21 protein-coding genes are annotated in these 21,526 nt (G+C 39.3%); 15 read left to right on the top strand and 6 right to left on the bottom strand.

Features of this window, described 5'->3' with window-relative positions:
• Position 1: 1 nt before the first annotated feature.
• The 3 genes from AAHI02_RS00930 to AAHI02_RS00920 are packed head-to-tail and all read right to left on the bottom strand — an operon-like array spanning position 2 to position 1,029.
• Entirely contained in the window at positions 2–259 is a 258-nt protein-coding gene (locus AAHI02_RS00930; RefSeq protein ID WP_346985013.1) for a hypothetical protein, read from the bottom strand.
• Entirely contained in the window at positions 252–773 is a 522-nt protein-coding gene (locus tag AAHI02_RS00925) for a hypothetical protein (protein ID WP_346985012.1), read from the bottom strand. Before AAHI02_RS00925 ends, AAHI02_RS00930 begins: the two co-directional genes overlap by 8 nt.
• Positions 718–1,029 (bottom strand): hypothetical protein, encoded by a 312-nt coding sequence (locus AAHI02_RS00920; protein WP_346985011.1) that lies wholly within the window; start codon positions 1,027–1,029, stop codon positions 718–720. Before AAHI02_RS00920 ends, AAHI02_RS00925 begins: the two co-directional genes overlap by 56 nt.
• A gap of 694 nt (positions 1,030–1,723) precedes the next feature.
• Here AAHI02_RS00920 and AAHI02_RS00915 point away from each other — a divergent pair.
• The 5 genes from AAHI02_RS00915 (at position 1,724) to AAHI02_RS00895 (ending at position 5,545) form a co-directional block, all read left to right on the top strand.
• Complete coding sequence (locus tag AAHI02_RS00915; RefSeq protein ID WP_346985010.1) at positions 1,724–2,632, top strand: universal stress protein; 909 nt, start codon at positions 1,724–1,726, stop codon at positions 2,630–2,632.
• Positions 2,633–2,644: 12 nt separating this feature from the next.
• Positions 2,645–3,091: a GNAT family N-acetyltransferase gene (locus AAHI02_RS00910; protein WP_346985009.1), complete on the top strand. Its 447-nt coding sequence runs from the start codon at positions 2,645–2,647 to the stop codon at positions 3,089–3,091.
• A 1-nt stretch (position 3,092) separates the two neighbouring features.
• On the top strand, positions 3,093–4,205 hold the full coding sequence (locus tag AAHI02_RS00905) for an alanine/ornithine racemase family PLP-dependent enzyme (RefSeq protein ID WP_346985008.1): 1,113 nt from the start codon (positions 3,093–3,095) through the stop codon (positions 4,203–4,205).
• A 74-nt stretch (positions 4,206–4,279) separates the two neighbouring features.
• Positions 4,280–5,155: a helix-turn-helix domain-containing protein gene (locus AAHI02_RS00900; protein WP_346985007.1), complete on the top strand. Its 876-nt coding sequence runs from the start codon at positions 4,280–4,282 to the stop codon at positions 5,153–5,155.
• Between the two features lie 108 nt (positions 5,156–5,263).
• Positions 5,264–5,545 carry a hypothetical protein gene (locus tag AAHI02_RS00895; RefSeq protein ID WP_346985006.1) on the top strand — a complete coding sequence of 94 codons (282 nt, stop codon included), beginning with the start codon at positions 5,264–5,266 and terminating at the stop codon, positions 5,543–5,545.
• Between the two features lie 95 nt (positions 5,546–5,640).
• Here AAHI02_RS00895 and AAHI02_RS00890 read toward each other — a convergent pair whose 3' ends face one another.
• Together AAHI02_RS00890 and AAHI02_RS00885 are read right to left on the bottom strand one after the other, a co-directional pair.
• A complete protein-coding gene (locus AAHI02_RS00890) occupies positions 5,641–7,422 on the bottom strand; it encodes an alkaline phosphatase (RefSeq protein ID WP_346985005.1) in 1,782 nt (593 codons plus the stop codon).
• A gap of 7 nt (positions 7,423–7,429) precedes the next feature.
• Positions 7,430–8,557, bottom strand: a complete 1,128-nt coding sequence (locus AAHI02_RS00885; RefSeq protein ID WP_346985004.1) for an alkaline phosphatase — start codon at positions 8,555–8,557, stop codon at positions 7,430–7,432.
• Positions 8,558–8,838: 281 nt separating this feature from the next.
• Between AAHI02_RS00885 and AAHI02_RS00880 the strand changes: the two genes are divergently transcribed.
• The 10 genes from AAHI02_RS00880 (at position 8,839) to AAHI02_RS00835 (ending at position 21,275) form a co-directional block, all read left to right on the top strand.
• Positions 8,839–10,728, top strand: a complete 1,890-nt coding sequence (locus tag AAHI02_RS00880) for a SusC/RagA family TonB-linked outer membrane protein (RefSeq protein WP_346985003.1) — start codon at positions 8,839–8,841, stop codon at positions 10,726–10,728.
• Between the two features lie 7 nt (positions 10,729–10,735).
• Positions 10,736–11,605, top strand: coding sequence for a hypothetical protein (locus tag AAHI02_RS00875; protein WP_346985002.1), 870 nt, complete (start codon positions 10,736–10,738; stop codon positions 11,603–11,605).
• Between the two features lie 22 nt (positions 11,606–11,627).
• Entirely contained in the window at positions 11,628–13,364 is a 1,737-nt protein-coding gene (locus tag AAHI02_RS00870; protein WP_346985001.1) for a RagB/SusD family nutrient uptake outer membrane protein, read from the top strand.
• A 517-nt stretch (positions 13,365–13,881) separates the two neighbouring features.
• Positions 13,882–14,412: a hypothetical protein gene (locus tag AAHI02_RS00865; RefSeq protein ID WP_346985000.1), complete on the top strand. Its 531-nt coding sequence runs from the start codon at positions 13,882–13,884 to the stop codon at positions 14,410–14,412.
• 626 nt (positions 14,413–15,038) lie between these two features.
• Positions 15,039–16,703: a hypothetical protein gene (locus tag AAHI02_RS00860; protein ID WP_346984999.1), complete on the top strand. Its 1,665-nt coding sequence runs from the start codon at positions 15,039–15,041 to the stop codon at positions 16,701–16,703.
• 200 nt (positions 16,704–16,903) lie between these two features.
• On the top strand, positions 16,904–17,638 hold the full coding sequence (locus AAHI02_RS00855; RefSeq protein WP_346984998.1) for a DNA-binding domain-containing protein: 735 nt from the start codon (positions 16,904–16,906) through the stop codon (positions 17,636–17,638).
• Positions 17,639–19,119: 1,481 nt separating this feature from the next.
• The gene (locus AAHI02_RS00850; RefSeq protein WP_346984997.1) at positions 19,120–19,692 is read left to right on the top strand and encodes a Crp/Fnr family transcriptional regulator; all 573 of its coding nucleotides are present in this window, start codon (positions 19,120–19,122) and stop codon (positions 19,690–19,692) included.
• A gap of 70 nt (positions 19,693–19,762) precedes the next feature.
• Positions 19,763–20,146: a DUF4260 domain-containing protein gene (locus AAHI02_RS00845; protein WP_346984996.1), complete on the top strand. Its 384-nt coding sequence runs from the start codon at positions 19,763–19,765 to the stop codon at positions 20,144–20,146.
• Positions 20,147–20,315: 169 nt separating this feature from the next.
• A complete protein-coding gene (locus tag AAHI02_RS00840) occupies positions 20,316–20,753 on the top strand; it encodes a hypothetical protein (RefSeq protein ID WP_346984995.1) in 438 nt (145 codons plus the stop codon).
• A 330-nt stretch (positions 20,754–21,083) separates the two neighbouring features.
• The gene (locus AAHI02_RS00835) at positions 21,084–21,275 is read left to right on the top strand and encodes a hypothetical protein (RefSeq protein WP_346984994.1); all 192 of its coding nucleotides are present in this window, start codon (positions 21,084–21,086) and stop codon (positions 21,273–21,275) included.
• 29 nt (positions 21,276–21,304) lie between these two features.
• Here AAHI02_RS00835 and AAHI02_RS00830 read toward each other — a convergent pair whose 3' ends face one another.
• Positions 21,305–21,526, bottom strand: coding sequence for a hypothetical protein (locus AAHI02_RS00830; protein ID WP_346984993.1), 222 nt, complete (start codon positions 21,524–21,526; stop codon positions 21,305–21,307).

The following is a 21,526-nucleotide window of genomic DNA, read 5'->3' as shown; positions in this document are numbered from 1 at the left end:
ATTAGTTCTTATTTACTATAATCTTTTCTGAACCGTACATAAAACTTTTCGTCGGTACAGACATGACTAAATAACCAAGCTCACTAGTAAAAACTTCCAAATCTTCAAGGGTTTTAATAAAACCATTGTTAATTTCTTTTTTTACCAAATTCATTTTTCTTATATATTCCTCTTCAGATATTACTGTATTGTCGTAATCTTCCCACAATTTATCCGAGAGAGCAACAAGAATCTTTAATCTTTCTCTATGACTACTCATGTTTTCCTACTCGTTTAAATAATATGGAAGAAAATCTCTCTAACGTGCTGTTGTTAAATTTATCAAGAAGGTAAATCTTCCGATAATAACTGTCAAGCATAAAAACCAGGACAATGATTACAATCAATAAAGATACGATTGCCATATCTGCAATCGCTGAAATCTTATTCTCATTGAAAAAAACAAATTTCACATAAGTACTTAAGTGAAAATATCCCGATATTAAAGCTGCGTAAAATGTAAATCTGTTAGCTTTGAACAATCCGCCCAATGCCAGCAGTATCATACAAACCGGTATTGATAAAAAGTAAATCGCAGAATCCAGATCCAGTCTTCTTTCACCGGCATTATTTTGTAACTGTACATTTACATCAATAAAATACCCAACTATATTGTTCAGAAATGGCAATATAGCTGCGATAACGACAAAAGCAGATGCTGAGATCTCAATGATCAGCTTACTTAGGCCTGTCCGGTTTTGTCGGGTCGATTGTATCGTCTGAGTTCCCTCCAATCTGCTGTGAGGTTCCGTCTGCGTTGAGCGGGGCTGGGATTCCTTGTGTTGCATTGATAATTTCCTTGGTTTTCAGTGAATCTTCTACTATTTTAGCTGTTTCTGTACTGGCTGTTTCCGTATTTTCTTTTGACGTTTTGGAAAACCGGGAACTTTTACTTTGTTCAGGTGTCGAGGGGAATTCCTCACTCCTATCCGAACAAGCCGCTAAAAGTGACAATAATGAGATTCCTGATAATAATAGTTTTATTTTCATAATAAATAATTTTTAATATCTAAAGATAAGACATCTGTCTCAAATTTAGTATAGTAAAAATATAAATAATTACTTTATTTCTAATACAAAATAACGGCAAAATATTCTCCAAAGGGATGTTATATCACCGCGTATTGAAATCAAAAGTACTAAAAAAATAAATACGAACACAATACTTAATAAAAATCAATAAGGAAAATATTTAAAATCAGATGATTACTCTACTTTTTGACATCAGTTTCATGTAATTCTGAAGTAATAATACAGCTTAAAAAAACAATTTAAATAAAATCATTAAAATCATATATATCAATATCTTACATCATATTTATTATTAAATGCATCTCTATTACTTTCTTTATTTGATAAGCAATAACTCCTTTTTTTGATTGTCTGAAAAAAAAATTAAAAAAAATTCATAACATTTTGGCGCACATTATCAATTGATCTAAAAAGTGTGAAAATTAGACCATCCATTATTCCGAAAATATTTTGTTATTTCGAAAAATTCAGTTTGAATAAATTGATATTTTAATATGCAAATCTCTGTATATTTTAAATTAGAAAAGACTGTTTTCTATCAAATTATAAGGATTTCATTTATACACAAGTAAAATATACCATAACTGCAATGATTCGTGACATGGTCTGAGTATTGATGTGACTTACCTTTGTAACCGCAATTCACAATGGTATGGAAAAACCTGCAAAAATTAAAACAATACTCGTCGCTATCGATTTTACGGAAAAGACTGATAGCGCAACGATACTTGCCGTACACATGGCAAAGCGCCATAATGCACGTATTATTCTCTTCCACAATTTCACCAATTTCTTCATTATTGACAGAACCGGGAGACAGATGGTAGGAGAAGAAACCGTCAGCAAACACTATAAAGAGGCAGAAGTTAGTCTCGAAAGGATGAAAAACTCCCTTGAGGAATCGTATAATGATATTACTTTTATGACCGCTATAGGAAACGATACGATCATAAACAGTATCAATAAAATAATTCAGTCTGAAGACGTAGACATTGTCATTACAGGAACTTCCGGAAAGCAAGGCATCAGGGAATTGATTTTGGGATCATCATCTTATCAGATCCTTACCGGAGCCAGTTGTTCGGTACTTTTGATGCCTGAAAACTCTCATCAATACACATTTGAGAAAATTCTGGTTCCTGTACGTGTTCTTGAAAAACTTAATGAAAAACTGGAGATTTCAAAACTCATTGCTGAAAAGAACAAAGGATTCATCAGTCTTCTGGGTGTTTCAGGAAACGAAAAGATCAGTGAGATCAGAAAAGTTTTTATAAAGATACGGGAATCTCTGAAAGGAGCTGATACGGAATATTATGCATCCTTTGTGGTAAGCAATGACAAAGCTGTTGAAATTTCAAAAGCTTCAAAGGATGCAGAATTTGATCTTATCATCCTGAATTACCAGGACGAAGAAAGCTGGAAATCATTCTTTGCGGAGAATTTTTTCAAACAGATCATTAACAATACCTCCGTACCATTATTGTTTTTTAAAGACGGAGAAACTACCATACAGAATTCAGAGCCGTCAGGCTATGATATTACAATGCCCTTTCCGGGTTAATAATTAATTTAGATGATAACATTAAAAATATACAGTTCACAACATTCAACACAACCAATCGATACCACAAGAATTACAGGATTTCTTTTTAAGCATCTTGAACAGTACGGAGATTCCGAAGCAGATATTGCCAAGGCTATACGCTACTCTCTTGGAGAAAACAACAAACCCGGCGGACTCATTGTCACCGCTACAGACGAATCCACAGAAGAACTCAGAGGAGTCTGTGTTGTCAATAAAACCGGTATGAGCGGATATATTCCGGAAAATATTCTGGTTTACATCGCCACTGATAAAGCGGTAAGAGGACAAGGTATCGGAAAGAAAATACTACAACAGGTGATCGAAAGCACAGACGGAGATATCGCACTCCACTGTGAAAACGAAAACCCGGCGAAGCACCTCTACGAAAAAATGGGGTTCACCAGCAAATACATTGAAATGCGATTAAAAAAATAACATGTCTTATATTACTTTAAATACACAAAAACTAGCTCAAAATTATAATCATTTAAATCATCTTTTTGAAAAACACCGGATCGAATGGGCAGTCGTTGCCAAACTTCTCTGCGGAAACGAAACATTTCTGAAGTGTCTTCTTTCCGTCATTGATAAGGATGTCTGCGATTCACGCCTCAGCAATCTTAAGAAAATCAAAGAGCTGTCACCCCAAACCAAAACCGTTTACATCAAACCTCCTGCAAAACGCCTTGCCGAAAGCATTGTAAAATATGCCGATGTAAGCTTTAATTCCGAGCTGGAAACTATAAAAGCTTTATCTGAAGAAGCATTCAGACAGCATAAAATCCACAGGATTGTCATCATGATCGAAATGGGAGAACTCCGTGAAGGCATTATGGCCGACTCTCTTCTCGATTTTTACGCAGAAGTCATGAAGCTTCCGAATATTGAGGTTACCGGAATCGGAACCAACCTGAAATGCCTTAACGGAATTCTTCCTGACCGTGAGAAACTAACAAAGCTTGTAAAATACAGGAGAATTGCCGAACAGCACTTTAAGAAAAATATTCCATACATCAGTGCAGGATCATCTGTAACGATCCCTCTTCTTAACAGCGGAAACGTCCCCGAAGGAATCAATCATTTCCGTGTAGGAGAAAGTCTGTTTTTCGGAACCGATGTTTTTAATGACACTTACCTTAAAGGAATGCATACGGATGTATTTCAACTGACTGCAGAAGTGATAGAACTCCACGAAAAACCAATGGTTCCAACAGGAAAGGTCGGTAAAAACCTTACAGGAGAAAGCCCGGAATACAATCAGAAAGACAGAGGCAAGACTTCGATAAGAGCGATTGTGGATCTCGGTGTCCTTGATATTGATGTTAAACAGGTTACTCCACTTAATGAAGGCATAGAAGTTCTGGGTGCTAGTTCCGATATGATGATCCTGAACATCACCAATGAGGAAAAAGACATCAAAGTGGGCGACGAGCTTAATTTCGGAGTGAGCTACCTCGCAGTCTTACGGGCGATGAATTCGGATTATGTCGACAAAAAGGTAATCACCACAGAAAAATTCAGGAAAGTATCTGAGAAAGCAACAGTATAATTACAATACTACCCAAATACCGCATGATCTGCGGTATTTTTTATATTTTTATGCATCACGAAAAGCTTTATAATTTGGAACAGGACATCAAAACACTGCAGCTGCATCATCTGGAAAAGGTACATGCCCTCAAAAATGAGATACAGATCTTGCCCATTGCAAAGCTTTTCGGGAAGATCAATATGCAAAAACCATTGAGAAACAGGTTCTATGCTGTTTTTCTCTTTAAAGATGCTACAGGATCGGTGGTGATTGACAACCAAATATATGATCTCAGAAAAGACCGTTTCTTTTTTTTAAACTACAATCAGGTGTACCAATTCAGCCCGCTATCCGAGCCTGAGGGATATGTACTTCTTTTTACCAAATCCTTCTACAATTATGTTTATACAGGAAATAAACTGATCAGAAGTGACACCGCATTGGTTACCATGCCACAAACAATCGATGTTAAAGCTTCCTCCAGAAATGAGTACTGGCAAAACTTTGAGGCCATCAGAAAAGAATTTCACAACACCAGACTGTTTTCAAAAGAGATCATCTGTATGCAGCTTAAGATCTTTATACTACGATTCATCAGAGCGGCAAAAATGACCAAAACACGCCGCATGGCTACCGACCATAAAAAGGAGATTGCTGAGAAGTTTTCCGAGCTGGTGAATCAGCATTACAAGCAATTCAAAACCACTGCTCCATATGCCGAAATGCTTAATCTTACTCCAAATTATTTAAATACTTTAATAAAAGATCAAATGGCTTTAAGCGCAGGCCGCTTAATAAAAAACCGTGTCATCCTGGAAGCCGAAAGACTGCTCCTGCACACTACCCTTTCCGTGACAGAGATATCCTACGAACTGGGATTTACCGATAACTCACATTTCGGAAAATATTTCAAATCCGTCAACCATATGTCTCCCAAACTATACAGAAACCAAAGCATTGTAGGATGAATCCTGAATGATGAAAGATATTCATTAACCAACATTTAACAAATCAAACAATACCACAGTTTTAAGTTTTTGTAAAGGGTTTTAGTACATTCGCCAAAAAAAATAAAAGTGCCCTATACGATAAAGACGACTAAAGATGGTTTGATCTATATTAAATCTTCCTGCATCATCAGTATAAGAAAACCCAATACCATTGACAGTGCAAAGGTTGCCGGCTATCCATTGATTATTAATGCCGATCAGGTAACGTTTCTGAGTTTTAATATGGAAAGTAAAGTAACCTACTTTATGATGAACGGTTTTCAGATCTCAATGAATGTTCTTTTTGATGAAGCTGAAGAAGCACTCCGAATTGCCAAAAGCTATGTTGAGAAAGTTATCAAAGCATAAACTTACTTCAACAAATAGCAATGCTTTATTATTTAAACCAATAAAAAACATCCGCAGAAATACGGATGTTTATTGATTAAAGTCTTGAACCTGATTTATTTGACTTTTAAAACCTTTAATATTTTATGAAAAATCTCATTGTTTTCATAAACTCCCATAAAGTTTTCGGTTCCGGGTCCGTAAGAAAACACAGGAATAAGCGTAGCCGAGTGATCTTCTGTTGTAAAATCTCCTTCCACAGTACTTGAAGCCATATCTCCGTGCGGAATACTGAAGCCGCCTGTTTCATGGTCGGCGGTAATAACAACCAAAGTTCCGGGATTACGATCGGCAAACTGTATGGCTTTTGTGATCGCTCTGTCGAAATCAATGCCTTCCGTCACGATCGTTCCTACGTTATTTGCATGACCGCCGGAGTCGATCTGTGCTCCTTCGATCATAATGAAAAAAGGCCTTTTCTTGTTGTTCAGAAACTCAAGTGCTCCCTCTACGGTTTCTGCCAGAATATTTCCACGGCCTTTTAACACCTGTGGCACCCCATTGTCGGAAAGGTAGAATGCTAAGCGATCCGCCTTATTCCCTGCAATCTCCTTTGTATTTCCGGCCACTTTAAAATTATCCGCTCCGGAAATCTTTGATTTCCCTCCTCCTGCAAAAAAGGTAAGCTTTGATTTTGTAAGATCTTCTGCAATCTGCTTTTCCATACCGCGGTCTTTTTGGTGGGCATAGAATGCAGCAGGAGTTGCACCTGTAATTTCGTCTGTGGTGATAACACCTGTATTAAAGCCTTTTTCAGAAAGAATTTCAGTGATATTAGGAATTGATTTCCCCGAAGGATCTACGCCGATAAAGCGGTTTTTAGTTTTCTTTCCTGTGGCGAAAGCACTTCCTCCTGCAGCAGAATCTGTAGTAAAATTATCTGCGGAAGTTGTTTTTATCAATCCGATATTTTTAAGCTGTGTTAAAGTCAGTTGTCCTTTATTTGCCAAAACAGAAGATGAAATCTGCGAAAGTCCGTTTCCGTCACCAATGAGGAAAATGACATTCTTCACAGGAATATCTTTATTCTCATACAAAAATTCTGGATGATACACTTCACTTACCAAGGTATTCTTAAAAGTTCTCTGATCCAGTTTATTAAGATACTCTGCACATTCTTTCGGATGATCCGTATTGATATAATCTACGCCTGCGTGTGCAAAAAATTCCCAGGACGTTTTGCCGTCAGGAATGGCCCAGAACCTGAAAGGTTTTTTGAAAGATTTTGCTTTTTTAATGACTTCCGTTACTTTAGGAAGATCATCTGTCGTTAATCCGCCTTTGCCGTTCCACACCGAATAGTCTTTAAAATTTAAACTGACCAATCCTACTTTTTCCCATTGCGGCGGCGTAAGATTTTCCAGCGACTGATAATCAAATTTTATAAAATCAGGGTAAGCGGTAAACTTTTCAGGAGACGGCTTGTTTCCGGAAATGACAAAGCTGATATTTTTATGACTGATGATTTCAGGATATTTGGAAATATGAGAGACTATATTTTTCAAAGTCGGCTCTCCGTCGGTTTTAAGGTCTATTAAAATCTGGACCGGCTGATTGCTGATGATGCCCAGCTCCAAAGCTTTTGCGATAGGCTTAAGATAAAGATTGTCAAACGTTCTTTCTTTTCCGATACCTGTCTGTTCATGAGAAACATAAAGCTCATTGTCAACAAGAAAAACATCAGCTTCAATCGATGTTGCTCCCGCACCCAATGCATACCAGAAAGGCACTTTCTGCTCATAATCGTTGTGCGAATGAACAGCATAATTCTGTGCAAAAGCCATGCTTGCTACTGTCATTGCCACTGTAAGGCCTATTTTCTTTATTCTTAAAAACATAATGATCTTATTTAATATGAATACCTGATTTTTTTAATGCTTCTACCAATTTATGATAGATCGTATTGTTTGGATAGACTCCGGAAAACAGTTCTTCGCCTTTTCCCATAGCAAACACAGGAACGAGTGCCGCAGTGTGCTGCCCGTCAATAAAATTAATCTGAACCTTATCTTTTACTTCTCTTTCTTTTCCGCCAGCCGGATCTTTTTCCATAAATTTCCCAATGCTTGCACCTCCTGTTTCATGATCTGCCGTGACCACCAGAAGCGTATTAGGATTCTTCTTAATAAAATCCATTACCACCCCAATTGTTTTGTCGAAATCGAGAACTTCTTTCACCATCATTTCGGCATTATTCGCATGGCCGCCCCAATCGATGAAGGAGCCTTCTATCATCAGGAAAAACGGTTTTTTATCATTGGAAAGAAAATCCAGTGCAGTCTGAGTCGCTTCCGGAAGGAAATCTTTTCGCCCTTGTACCTTGTTTGGAAGCTCATCCTGCGCCATCAGATATAAATTTCTCTTTCCAACAACCGGTTTTGAGAGAGATGTCGTATCAATTCTATAATTTTTCTTAGTTAAATCTTTCAGAAGATCCTTTTTGTCTTTTCTTTTATTAAAGAACTTAAGTCCTCCCCCTGCGGCAAAATCAATATCAGATTTGATAAAGTCAAGAGCAATATCCTCATGCAGATCGCGGTCTTTTACGTGTGCATAATAGGCAGCCGGAGTGGCATGGGTAATGCTTGTGAGACAAACCAAACCGGTTTTGTAGCCTTTATCCTGAAGCTGTTCAAGGATTGTCGGGATAGCAAGTGAATCTTTATTAAGGCCAATAGCTCTTTTATAAGTTTTTTGCCCCGTCGACAGAGCGGTTGCTCCTGCTGCAGAGTCTGTCACCCTGTCGCTCGTACATGAAGTTTCTGAAAGCCCAACATATTTAAAATTCTGGAAATTTGGCTTACCCTCTCCGAAATAGAATGCAGAGGTCACCTGTGAAACACCCATTCCATCCCCGATCATAAAAATGATATTAACAGGCTTTTGGGTTTGAGCATGCAAAAAAGATTCTAAAAGAAGCATTAAAAGAGCAGCAATCCTCTTTACATTAAGGCTTTTACAAACATAGTACATATTGATTATTATTTTGATAATTAATTATTTTAAAAACAACGGGCAAAATTACATCAAAAACAAGTCTTAAAAAGTAGAGTTAATGATACACAAAGCAATATTAACAGCTCATTCTCTCATTAGAAGCCATTTACCACATTTTGCTTAACACAAAGTTCACTGAAATTTAATTTTTCGCAATAAAATTTACATTTTGTTAAATTTAAAAAGCAGTTACTTAACGGTAATTTAACGACAATTGGGAGGAATTGAACCTAATTTTGCACCAAAATAATTAAGGAATGAAACGTATTTACCTCGTGCCAACTGTTTTGATGAGTTGTGTCAGCTTAACATTTGCACAAAAAAAAGAATCTGACACCATCACGAGTAACGACAAACTCAAAGACATCGACGAAATTGTAATGGTGGGATACGGATCACAAAAGAAATCAGACGTTACAGGATCTGTAGGAACTGTAAAGAGTGAAGATTTTAATAAAGGTCTTGTTGCCAATGTTGGCCAGCTGTTGCAGGGGAAAATAGCCGGGGTAAATGTATCCAATGTAAGTGGTGAGCCGGGAGCCAACCAGAATATTATCATCAGAGGGGTGGGAAGTTTACGTTCAGGAACAACGCCGCTATACGTGATCGACGGTTTTGTGGTGGATAACAGTAATGTAGGAGTTGCCAACAACCCGATGAACTTCATTAATCCTCAGGACATCGAATCCATAAATGTTCTTAAAGACGCCTCTGCTGCTGCAATTTACGGAGCAAGAGGTGCCAATGGGGTTATTGTAATTACCACTAAAAAAGGTAAAAAAGGAAGAACACAGATGAACCTTTCTTCCAATCTTACGATTTCAAGCCTTGCCAATAAAATGAATGTCTTCAGTGCAGATGAGTTCAGAAAACAGGTTACTGCAATGGGTGCCAAGCTTGACGATATGGGAGGAAATACCGATTGGCAGGACGAACTGACCAGAACTGCCATTTCCAATACTGTGAATTTCTCTGCGTCAGGAGCTACGGATACTTCAAATTACTATGCAGCTTTGGGGTATGAAAACCAAGAAGGTATCCTTTACAATAGTAATCTGAGAAGATATTCCGGGCGTATCAATGTTTCTCAGAAAGCCTTTGACGGACGAGTAAATATCGACTTCAACCTCAACGGAAGCAGAACAGAAAATAACAGACCGAGCGTTACCAGTATGGTTTCTACAATGCTTACTTTAAATCCTACGTACCCTGCTTATACGAATGGTGAGCCAACTACCGTTTTCAGCAATGGAGCTTTCAACCCGTTGATCCGTCAGGAAATATATAAGGATTTTACAGCCAACAACAGAATCCTGGCCAATATTTCGCCATCGGTTGAGATCATTAAAGGTTTAACCTATAAGCTGAATCTGGGGATAGATTATTCTACTGCCGACAGGGTAATTCAGAATACGCCACATGCAGTACCGTTGGAAATCGGAACTTTGAATTTAAATTATTACTCCAACAACAATACCCTGGTAGAAAATACTTTAACCTATAAATTTAAAATTAACAATCATGACTTCAATGTAATGGCGGGGCAGTCTTATCAAAGGCTTTATCTTGTGGCAAGAAGCTGGGATTATTCAGGATTTCCAAACAATGGTATAGAGCCTCAGTACCAAATCGGGGCTGCCAATAAGAATAATACAACATCCTCATCTATTGCGAATAAAAACGAGCTGCAGTCATGGTTTGGAAGAATCAATTATGATTTTAATGATAAATATCTCTTCACTGCAACGTTAAGGGCAGACGGTTCGTCAAAATTCGGAGAAAACAACCGTTATGGTTTTTTCCCTTCATTGGCAGCCGGATGGAATATCAGCAAAGAAAGTTTTCTTAGCAATGTAAATGAAATCAGCAACTTAAAGCTAAGGGTAAGCTGGGGGAAAACCGGGAATCAGGAAATCCCGAGCAAAATGACCAAAAGAAGCTACAAATCTGCTTCTGACGGCAGCGGGCAGGCAACGTATCCTTTAAATGACAGTTCGAATTATCCTGTAGGGGTGTACCTGGTAAGAACCGACAACCCGGATCTTCAATGGGAGGTTACCACACAGACCAACGTAGGATTGGATTTCGGAATTTTCAATAACCGATTGACCGGTACTGTAGATTTCTTTAAAAAAAGTATCCGATAATATCCTTTTGGAGATTAACCCTGTAGACCCGATCGAGCCTGCACCTACCATGTGGAAGAATATTCCCAATATGACGATCAACAACACCGGCTGGGAACTTTCTCTGAACTATAACAGTGAACCTACGAAAGCATTTACCTACAGCATCGGTGCCAATGCAGCATTCATTAAGAATGAAGTAAAAGATTCTCCGTACCGTGTGATTTCTACGGGTGAAGCACAGGGGCCGGGAACCACAAATGCCGTTATCAACGGGTATATCAACGGACAACCGATCGGAACATTTTATGTAAAAGAATTTTTAGGACTGAATGCCAACGGAACCAATATTTTCAGAGATGTAGACGGAGACGGTATTATTACGGATAATGACAGAGTTGCCGCAGGAAGTGCTCTTCCGGATTTTACATACAACTTTTATGTGAAAGCAGCCTACAAAAACTTTGATCTTGGATTAAACTTTAACGGAGTTGCCGGAAATATGATTTATAACAATACCGCTTCCACCTTATTTACAAGAGGAAGACTGGGACTTTCTCAGAATACAACCGATGCTGCAACCCAGTTTCCTAATGAAAGTACAAACAATACCAATGTAATTTCAACAAGATATCTTGAAAAAGGAGATTTCTTAAGGCTAAACAATGCTACTTTAGGGTACAGCCTTAATCCGAAAGTTTTAGGTATCGGTGAGCATATCAGAAATATAAGATTCTCTTTAACTGCACAGAACCTGTTTGTGATTACCAAATATTCAGGTTTTGATCCGGAAATCAATACAGGGCTTTCCCAGGGAGGTATTCAGTCTTTCGGGATTGACTACAGTACCTATCCAAAAGCAAGAAGCTTTGTATTCGGTGTAAACGTCGCATTTTAATTAAACCCTAAAAAAGAAAACAATGAAAAATAAAATTTTAATCTCTATACTAAGCTTAAGTGCTTTGGTTGCTGTAGGATGTACAAACCTTGAAGAGCAGGTAATCGATGAATCATTGGATGCACAATCGGATAACATCGTAGCTTCTTTTATTGCTCCCGCCTATGGTCCGCTTCCTGATGCCTTTACCCATACCAAAAACTACGGACTTCAGCTGATCAGTACAGATGAGGCAATCCTTCCTCCGAGAGGAAGTGGAAACGACTGGTACGACGGCGGAAAATATATTGAACTTCACCAGCACACCATGACAACCACCAACGTTGTGGTACAGCAGACATGGGATGCTTTCAGGCTGATGCTTTCCAGAACAGTGACAGCCATTGAAAAGCTACAGCCTTTAGCAGCAACCAATAGCGATGCAGCGAAAGCTGTTGCCGAAATGAGAGCGTTGAGAGCCTATTATAATATGCTGTTTCTTGATTATTGGGGAATTGCCTTTAAAAAAGATTCTTCAGGTCAGGATTCCCAGATTTTAAGAAGACAGGAAGCGATCAGTTATATCGAAAGTGAGTTTTTAGCGGTTGTTAACAATTTAGATAATACCGCCCGTCCGGGAAGAATGTCGCAGGCTGCCGTTAATGGCTTTTTAGCGCAACTTTATCTTAATGCCGCGGTGTACAGAGATCCTTACGGTACCCCTTCATTCGCAGCAGCAGATATGGATAAAGTCATTGAGTACACCAATAAAGTGATCAATTCGGGATTATTCACTTTATCTCCAGAATACTTTGCTATTTTTGATGATAACAATCACACGAATAAAGAATTGATCTTTGCCATCGATCAGCGTCAGGATCTTACCACTTCTCACAACAGATTGGGATACTGGTCACTATCCGGAAGTCAGTATCCGCTTGCCGCTTTTCCGAAAGCCAACGGAACAGACGGACCTGCCATTACTCCTGATTTCTACCAGACCTGGGTGCAGGCTTACGGAAGTACGGATCCTGCTCAGGCAGACGCCAGATTTTATAAAGAGAACTTTACGGTTCCTCAAAACCTAAAAGACCTTACCGGCGTAACCCCTGCCAACGATGAAGATCATTACTTCCTGGTAGATGGATCTACGTATGAGATCAACAGGGGAATCCAGAGAGGAATTCAGTGGGGGCTGAGAAATCCTGCAAACGGGCAGCCTTTCAAGATGAAGGACGGACAATACAAAATCTACCCGATGATCGAGCAAAGAAACGGATTTACCAACTATGTAAACCACGTCCTGGAAGTCGATCTTGAAGATCCTAGCCATAAAGATTACGCAGATGGTTACCGAGTATCGAAGTATCAGTTCAGCAGAACATCCGATACAGGAAGAAACAGAGGAAATGCAGATATCGTTCTTTTACGTCTGGCAGATATTTATTTAATGAGAGCTGAAGCGCAGTTGAGAAAAGGAAATGCCGCCGCTGCTTTGTCAGACGTAAATTTCGTAAGAGCGTCAAGAACTGCAAGACCGGCTGTTACGCCTCCTGCACTGACCAGTATTAATTTAAACACCCTTTACAGGGAAAGAGGTTTTGAGTTTTATTGGGAATATTCAAGAAGAACAGACATGATCCGTTTCGGACATTACGAAGATACCTACACTTCCAAAACCAATACAGATGTGAGAAAGAGACTGTTTCCTATTCCACAATCTGCAATAGACGGAGCATCAAGCGCACCAGGATATCTGGTTCAGAACCAAGGTTACTAATTTTTTTACTTTTATAATTGATGAAAGCTGCCCAGAAATAGGGCAGCTTTTATTTTTCAAGCCTATTTGATCTTTTGTACCAGGCATTGTCACTATCCGGTTTGTAACCTTCAGCTCCCGGAAGAATTATATACGGAATTTATCCATAATCATCCGTTAAAATCTGCGAGAGACTCTTACGCTCATCCTGACAAATAATTTCTTTTTCTGTACAATCCCTTTATTAAAGGGGTTTTCCGAAGATCACTGATCTCATAAAAAAAAGTAGTCTATCGTAGACTACTTTTCTCAGCTACAAATGTAAACAAATTCTTTTTTACTTGCAAACACAACAAATTGTTTTCTAATTTCTTAGTTTTGTTCATCATAAAGTCTTTAAAGAAAAACCTGGAGCAAAACAGCCGGAATTTACATCCCGTTTTACACCTGTTTTTTAAGAAGTTTTGCAATGGTGAGCCTTGTATGTAAAAAAAGTAGTCTACGATAGACTACTTTCTTACAAAACATGAGACTACAAATGATATTTCCCTCTAAAGCCCTCTCCCTCACACGCAAAAGCGTCGTATTGTTGTGCTTTTTGGTGGTCTTGATATCATCATTGTTGAGCGCTCAAACGTTTTTACACTCCGATTCTGTAGTCTTTGTATCCGAAGACTCGTATTTGTATGCAGAATCTCCAATATATATTTCCAGTCAAAACCTGAGAAAAGCATCTTTTAAGAAGTGGTCCGGGGTTTTGATTAAAACCTCTTGTTCCAAAGTTTCCCATAAGAAGTCCATAAGAAGTCCAACGGAAAATACTTGTTATAAGAGTAGTCCAACAGGCAGACATACCTTTGGTCTGTTTCCTAATTCATCTTCAATAGCTTTTATCGGAAGCTCTTTTCCGGTAAAGCTTCAGCATAAAATAATACCATCATCTTTTATTCTATTTATAAGCGCAAGAAGGGATGAGCAAAAACATGTTCATTTCACTTCTCTTCCTTTTCAGCTTAAACCTATTACGATCAATCATTTCGGCCGTCCTCCGCCTGTTCTTCAATCTTAAGGCACAAGAGTTTTTAACACATCAGTCACATAAGAAGTTAGGTTACAACTTTGAAAACAGAAAGAACACATCAGTTTTTGAAAATCTTTGATTTTCCTTTGCGACAAATGGTCATTCACTATTCACTCTATTTGTCATCCCGTAGGGATCTCAGCAAAGAATTCCACATAACATTTGTGAAATTAGTGTTCAACCATTAGTGCCATTCGTGTTTCGTCAATTCGAGTGTTTTTTCGTAACAAGGTGAAGAAAAAATATATCGAGAATGAATTTACCCTCAAACAAACTTCTTGATACGATTTCTTCAAAATCTACTCGAAGTGACGAGCCTGTCGAAGCTATTATTGAGTCGGAGGGTTTGAGAGTGGGAGCGTTTTAGGGTTGGAGGGGAATATGGGATGGTTTGAGAGGGGAAATAGTGGCTTCGGCTCCGCTCAGCCACCAAGACTCTCCCACACTCAAACTCTAAAACTCTCCAACTCTAAAAGCTCTGCGAGCTCTTATAAGTGCAACGCCTTTGTGAAACTAAAAAACACATCATAGATAAAAAAAATCTTCGTGCACTTAGTGTTCAAATAAACATAGACTAAGTCACCAAAAACATAAACAAACATAAATACAAAACAATGAAACAATTAATTACAACCGCTGTTCTGCTCTTCAGTATGACAGCATTCGCTCAAGTGGGGATTAATAACACGTCTCCAAAAGCAACCCTCGACATCACCGCCAAAACAACAGACGGCAGCAAACCCGAAGGATTGATTATTCCTCAGTTAACCGGAGATAAGATCCGTGCAGCTACCACAGCAACACCAACTCCGGTGTACGGAACGGCACAGAAGGGGCTTATCGTTTATGCATCTACCGCAGATTCGGCTCCCGCAGGGGCAACGGCCAGCATTACTGCGCCAGGATATTATTATTTCGATGGAAGTGCATGGCAGAAGATTGCAACCGGTAACACCTTAAATACCTCCCTTGCCAGCGGAAACATTTTGGTGGGAAGTGCATCGAATGTAGCCACAGCCGTAATCCCAACAGGAGATGTAGCCATTTCCAATGCGGGAATAACTTCCATAGGAGCAGGAAAAGTAACCAACGGTCATTTGGCCAGTGCAGCCGCTCTTACGGTAAAAGGAAATGCAACGAATGCGGCTGCATCCCCTACTGATATTGCCGCAGGAACAGACGGCTATGTATTGAGAAGAAGTGGAACTTCTTTAGGTTTCGGAACGGTAGCGACCGCAGGAATTGCAGATGGTGCCGTGACCACAGCTAAGATCGCAGCCGATGCCATAACATCAACCCAAATAGCCACTGGAACAGTAACCAATGCAGACTTGGCCAGTGCAGCCGCTCTAACGGTAAAAGGAAACGCAACAAATGCCGCTGCATCCCCAACCGATATTGCCGCAGGAACCGATGGTTATGTACTAAGAAGAAGCGGAACGACCTTAGGATTTGGGACGGTAGCAACCACAGGAATTGCAGATGGTGCGGTAACAGCTTCAAAACTTAATCAGATGTCCGCCACCTCAGGACAAGTTCTGGGCTGGAATGGCAGCAGTTGGGTACCTACGAGCAGTGATACCACCAACGATGCCTGGATCAATGACACGACCAACGGTCTGGTAAAGTTGGGAACGAAAGCAGATGGGACAGCGAGGTCAGCAGGGACAGACTTCGTTGTAAAAGATAATGGTCAGATCGGGATAGGAACAAGTTCTCCATCAACAAAGCTAGAGATTAATTCAAGTACATCTGGAGCAATTAAAATAGTTGACGGTACACAGGCGGACGGAAGGGTTTTAACTTCAGATGCCAATGGAGTCGGAAGCTGGTCACCTGCACCTGTTACTTCTCTTTATTTTTTATCATCTAGTACCTTCACTGGATCTACTGATTTTGCAGGAACCACCGCTCCTGTTTCTGGAGCCCCTTCAGGTGGAAGTACTCGTTATTTATCAACAGGGACAGTTGTCAATTTGGGACCAGCAACGGCTATTACTTCAGGAGCAGCAGGCTTGTCATATAGAATACCTGTAGCAGGTATGTATAGAATAACATTATATACTGATATAATTGCTACCAATATGAGTATGCGAATAACTGCTTACAGAAATGGAAGTACGATACTGAATAACTCAGATTCAGGTAATGGTTCCTCACTTGTAATGATCAATTTATGGAATTTGCAGGCAGGTGATTTCATTCTTCCAGCCAGTAATACTGTCCCAAGTGGAACTCAAGCGGTGGAAACGACTTTTACTGTAGAACGTGTAAATTAAAAATTGACAAATTAGTTCAGAGTCCGATGTCCGATGTCGCGGATTTGAAATCTCAGCTGGCGCGAGCGTCTCGCTCGTGCCGGTTTTAAGTAGGGTTCGAATAGGATGTGGCCACGAGCGGGACGCTCGCGCCAGCCACCTGATATCAACAAATTAATATCTAATAACAATTTAACAACCATTTTAAAAATAGCAAAACAATGGCAAACATATTACACAAAATCAAGGCATATCTCTACGATAACGTTTTAACGAAAGACAATCCCAATGATTTCACGGCCCGCACAGCCAGCGAGCGCAGTCTCAATGTACAGCAGATCTGCCAATCAGCAGCCAACCGTGGTGGTTCAGATATCTCCGCTTCAGCAATGGAGCATGCTACAGAGCTGTTCCTTAAGGAAATGGCGTATCAATTGTGTGATGGGTACTCCATCAATACTGGTTATTTCACGGCTAATACCACCATTCGTGGGGTATTTGATAGTCCGTCAGAGACTTTTAATAAAGATAAGCACAGTATTATCTTCCAGTTCAACCAGGGAGAAAAGCTACGGGCAGAGATTCCCAATATTGAAGTCGAAATCCTAGGTGTGGCAGAGGCTTCTGCCGTGATTCTTCAGGTAACGGATGTAAAGAGTGGCTCGGTTAATGATCTTCTTACTCCCGGAAGAAACCTCAAGATTGCCGGAAGCAAAATCAAAGTAGCGGGTAATGATCCTTTTATCGGGGTATTCTTTGTGAATGTAAGCACTAATCTAAGAACGATGGTAGAAGAAAGTGATATGGTAACCAATAATCCTTCGGAGGTTATGGTGGTGATTCCGAACTTGTCAGCAGGAACCCATCGCTTAGAGATCGTGACGCAATTTACCCAAGGTGCCCTGCTCAAGGAACCGAGAACCGCTACATTCGATAAATTGCTTACGGTACTATGATGAAGAAAATCAGTCATATTTGTCAACACCTCGTTGACCGCCCGATCAAGGGTGTGTAGATGGTAGCATCAACGAGGTGTTGACCGTACTGTCAAGGGTGTGTTGACGGTACGATGTAAGCAGCGTTGACAAAACGTAGATATTTTAGTAGGGAGGCTGTCCGGAAGGGCAGTCTTTTTTTGTTTGAGGGTTTGAGGGTTTCTGAGTGGAGGGATCTTGGTGGCTGAGCGGAGCCGAGGCCACCGAAACTTTATTAAGCGTTGCTATGATGTCTGTCACCGAAGCTATGCACTCCTGTCATCCTGATTCCTGCCGAAGTACTTCATCATCCGACATAGGAATCTGAGGCGTTAAGAAAAATAATTTTATGAACGTTAAGAAAATCCCACTGTTTGAGTGCGACACAAATATTAAACCGAAGAATTAATAGTGAATTCGCACGAGTTTTGGGATTTTTAGAGAATAAAACTATTTTTTAGCCTTCAGGTTCCAAGTCTTGAATTTTTGTTTCTTTTGTTTCAAGACAAAAGAAAAGTATAAAAATATATGTTTAGATTCTTTCAGAAGGACAAGGCTGAATCATAACATACGAATAGATGGCTGTCACTGAATTTATGCACTCCTGTCACCCTGAGCTTGTCGAAGGGACAGTACAATACTCACATCCTAATAACTAAGGCTTCGACAGGCTCAGCCTGACACCGTATATCACATTGTTTTTGAACACGAAGCCCACTAAGATTTTTTGAAAGTATTGTGTATATTTAGTTTCACAAAGCCGTTCCACTTAGAAGAGAAAACAAAGCCAACTATTGTAATGGCTGACTGCAATTGATAATAGGGACAACTTAAAAATTCCCCTCGGTGGAGGGGTGGCGAAAATTCAAAGAATTTTTGACGGGGTGGTGTAAGAATACTGCCACACAATCACCTTTATTTTAACCACTCCGATTGTCATCCCGTAGGGATCTAAGCACGAATCATTCCATATTACTATTACCAACTATGCCGAGATTCCTAACGGAAATCGAAGATTCGACGGAGTCAATGACAAAGTGGGGGTTTTAGGGTCGGAGGGTTTGAGAGTATGAGAGTGGGAGTATTGGTGGCTGAACGGAGCCGAAGCCACCATTGAACGGATGCTACCACGTTACCTTGTCATCCCGATAAGGATCTAGGCCCGAATCTTTCCATGCTAATGTTACCAACTATGTCGAGTTCCTAACGGAATGACAAGGTGTGTGTTTTAGGTTGGGAGAGTTTTAGAGTCGGAGGGTTTAGAGTTTGATCGTGGGAGAGTCTTGGTGGCTGAGGTGACTCGAAGCCACCACTGATGCTGAGTTTAAGGATCGGTTGAACAGTGTATAGATAAAAGAAATATTACTATCTTTAAATCGGGAATAATACAAAGAATAGTATTATCCTAACTCACTGTGATAATCCAGAAAATGTTCTGAGCAGACCAACGTTTATTTTAAATTATGCAACATCTAGATCATCTTTTACAGAACTATTTCGGTACGTTATCTCATGAAGAGCTGTCGTTTATTGAGCCCTATTTCAGGGAAGAAAAACTGACAAAGAATGACTTTTTTATCAGATCCGGAAAGATATGCAACAGGCTGAGTATTGTAAAGACAGGTATTTTAAGGGTGTATGCATTGTCCGAAGATGGTAAGGAAGTTACCCAATGGTTCGCTCAGGAAAACTTCTTATTGACTGAAGTTTCGGGATTCTTTTTTGATCAACCCAGCCGTTGGAATATACAGGCGCTTACCGAGACAGAGCTTCTGACGATCACTAAAGATGATTACATAAAACTTTGCCATGATTTTCCAAGATGGTCTGAGATTGAAAAGAGATTGATCATGAAGTGCTTTTCGATGATGGAAGACCGTATTTTTACTCACCTTTCGCTTACCGCCGAGCAGCGGTACAATCTGTACTTTGAGCAGAATAAGAGTCTCTTTACCCAGGTTCCGCTGCAATTCATCGCCTCGGTTCTAGGGATGTCGCCGGAAACCTTCAGCAGGATAAGAAAACGCCGGGTTTAAAATTCTTGACTTTTATCAAGAGGAACTTTGCAGAAATGAGGGAACTTTGCTTCATTAAATCAATATCGTCATGAACAGTAAAATGGATCTCCTTTTGAAACTTGAACAGGCAGGGCAGTTTATCCTTTCTATCCTTTTATTCAATCAACTCAATTTTGCCTGGTGGGTATTTCCTGCATGCATATTACTTCCTGATATATCGATGGTCGGATATCTGTTCGGCAATAAATCAGGGGCCTACACGTATAATTTCTTTCATCACAAGCTGGTTGCAGTTATCGTTATTGCATTGGGATTTTGGTTAGATAATTCCATCCTTTCACTGGCAGGGATTATTCTCTTTGGCCATTCGGCGATGGATCGTTTTTTTGGCTATGGCCTCAAATTTACAGATGGCTTTAAGCATACTCATCTCGGAGGGATCGGAACCAAAAGTGAGGAGGTAGAGAAATAAAAACTTCGTTGAAGAAAGTATTAAATTAAGCCCATTATCATTATAGATGCCTAAATCCTTTCATCATGCTACCCTACTCCATTTTTTTACCTATTTTTACGTGATAATAGATCAACGTATATGAGAAAAATACTATTCGCAGGAATAATAACTTTAGGAGGTTTTTTTAATGGCCAATGCACAGTGCAAACCGGTATCCTCCATTACAGAAAATTTTGACAGCTGGAAGGAGATCGGCCCATGCTGGACCGCTCAACAAGGAAAGGCAATGCTTTACGCCAGCGACAAAAAGATCATATTTTATTCCATGACCAATCCCGGTGAAAATATGTATCTGGTAACCCCTAGAATCAAGGCAGGAAACTATACTTTAACGCTTGATATTTCAGATAACGGAGGCGATACCATTCTGGAACTTTTCTCTATTAACAATACTTCCGATCCTAAATCTTATATTTCTATAGCTAAACCTTCAAAAATAGCCGGAGGTAAAAAAACATTCACCATTTCTCTGAAAAAAGAGGCGAATCTTGGGCTGAAAGTATTGCTGAATAGCGTTCATCAGGCAGTGTATGTAGATAATCTTTCTTTAAAACCTAAAAAATAATTGATTAATAATTAAGTTTTTTATTAACCATAAAAGCTACAAAAGATTTAGATTCTTTTGATTAAAGTTAATAAACATTAAGAATAAAGAACACAATAGTTTTTAAAATCTTTGATTTTTGTTCTTTTGAAAGCTTTGATCAGCTTATAAAACTTTTAAAATTGTCTTTTGCACCTTTTGCGGTTAAATTTAATTTAAACATTCTATTGTAATAAATCTCCAAAGTATCAGCTTTGGAGATTTATTTTGTTCACAGTTTATTATATTTGTGATCGACTAATAAACATCTTAGTTAAGACCATATCTTAATTAAAACAAAACTTTAAAATTATGGAGAACAGCAAAGCACCTGTATTCACGATGACAATCGTTGCCATTATTGTCGGCGGAGCATTATACAAACAGTTTGATTTCAAAACACGGAGCCTCGAAAACCCCGCTTTATCGGCACTGTATGCGATCATTTTTTTATTTGCCATTTTTATTCTGGTAAGAAATTACAGAAAGACCGCAAGAAAATAAATCAACACAGAAACTGTTTTGGATTATCCTCAAAACATCCCGGAACCATTTTTCAGTCCCCAACCACTTCCCCACTTCAATCTCAAAGCTAAATCTATTGAGGCTAGTTTGTTTTTGCATAACATCCAATCCGGATTGGCAATAAACTTGTATGTAAGTATCCCGGACATCGTCTGAAGATTCGTCGCAACATACAAAGCGACATTTTTAACCTGAAGACTCTTTTCTAAATTAACACTAAAAATATTCAA

It is taken from the genome of Chryseobacterium sp. POE27 (assembly GCF_039727685.1).
GTDB lineage: Bacteria > Bacteroidota > Bacteroidia > Flavobacteriales > Weeksellaceae > Chryseobacterium.
Note: the sequence above shows the minus strand (reverse complement) of the source record. Positions and strands in the feature narration are given on the sequence as shown.

Coding starts and splice junctions, on each gene's coding strand:
- AAHI02_RS00930 (WP_346985013.1), bottom strand. CDS start 259: ATGAGTAGTCATAGAGAAAGATTAAAGATTCTTGTTGCTCTCTCGGAT.
- AAHI02_RS00920 (WP_346985011.1), bottom strand. CDS start 1,029: ATGAAAATAAAACTATTATTATCAGGAATCTCATTATTGTCACTTTTA.
- AAHI02_RS00915 (WP_346985010.1), top strand. CDS start 1,724: ATGGAAAAACCTGCAAAAATTAAAACAATACTCGTCGCTATCGATTTT.
- AAHI02_RS00910 (WP_346985009.1), top strand. CDS start 2,645: ATGATAACATTAAAAATATACAGTTCACAACATTCAACACAACCAATC.
- AAHI02_RS00905 (WP_346985008.1), top strand. CDS start 3,093: ATGTCTTATATTACTTTAAATACACAAAAACTAGCTCAAAATTATAAT.
- AAHI02_RS00890 (WP_346985005.1), bottom strand. CDS start 7,422: ATGTTTTTAAGAATAAAGAAAATAGGCCTTACAGTGGCAATGACAGTA.
- AAHI02_RS00885 (WP_346985004.1), bottom strand. CDS start 8,557: ATGTACTATGTTTGTAAAAGCCTTAATGTAAAGAGGATTGCTGCTCTT.
- AAHI02_RS00880 (WP_346985003.1), top strand. CDS start 8,839: ATGAAACGTATTTACCTCGTGCCAACTGTTTTGATGAGTTGTGTCAGC.
- AAHI02_RS00870 (WP_346985001.1), top strand. CDS start 11,628: ATGAAAAATAAAATTTTAATCTCTATACTAAGCTTAAGTGCTTTGGTT.
- AAHI02_RS00865 (WP_346985000.1), top strand. CDS start 13,882: ATGATATTTCCCTCTAAAGCCCTCTCCCTCACACGCAAAAGCGTCGTA.
- AAHI02_RS00860 (WP_346984999.1), top strand. CDS start 15,039: ATGAAACAATTAATTACAACCGCTGTTCTGCTCTTCAGTATGACAGCA.
- AAHI02_RS00855 (WP_346984998.1), top strand. CDS start 16,904: ATGGCAAACATATTACACAAAATCAAGGCATATCTCTACGATAACGTT.
- AAHI02_RS00850 (WP_346984997.1), top strand. CDS start 19,120: ATGCAACATCTAGATCATCTTTTACAGAACTATTTCGGTACGTTATCT.
- AAHI02_RS00845 (WP_346984996.1), top strand. CDS start 19,763: ATGAACAGTAAAATGGATCTCCTTTTGAAACTTGAACAGGCAGGGCAG.
- AAHI02_RS00840 (WP_346984995.1), top strand. CDS start 20,316: ATGGCCAATGCACAGTGCAAACCGGTATCCTCCATTACAGAAAATTTT.
- AAHI02_RS00835 (WP_346984994.1), top strand. CDS start 21,084: ATGGAGAACAGCAAAGCACCTGTATTCACGATGACAATCGTTGCCATT.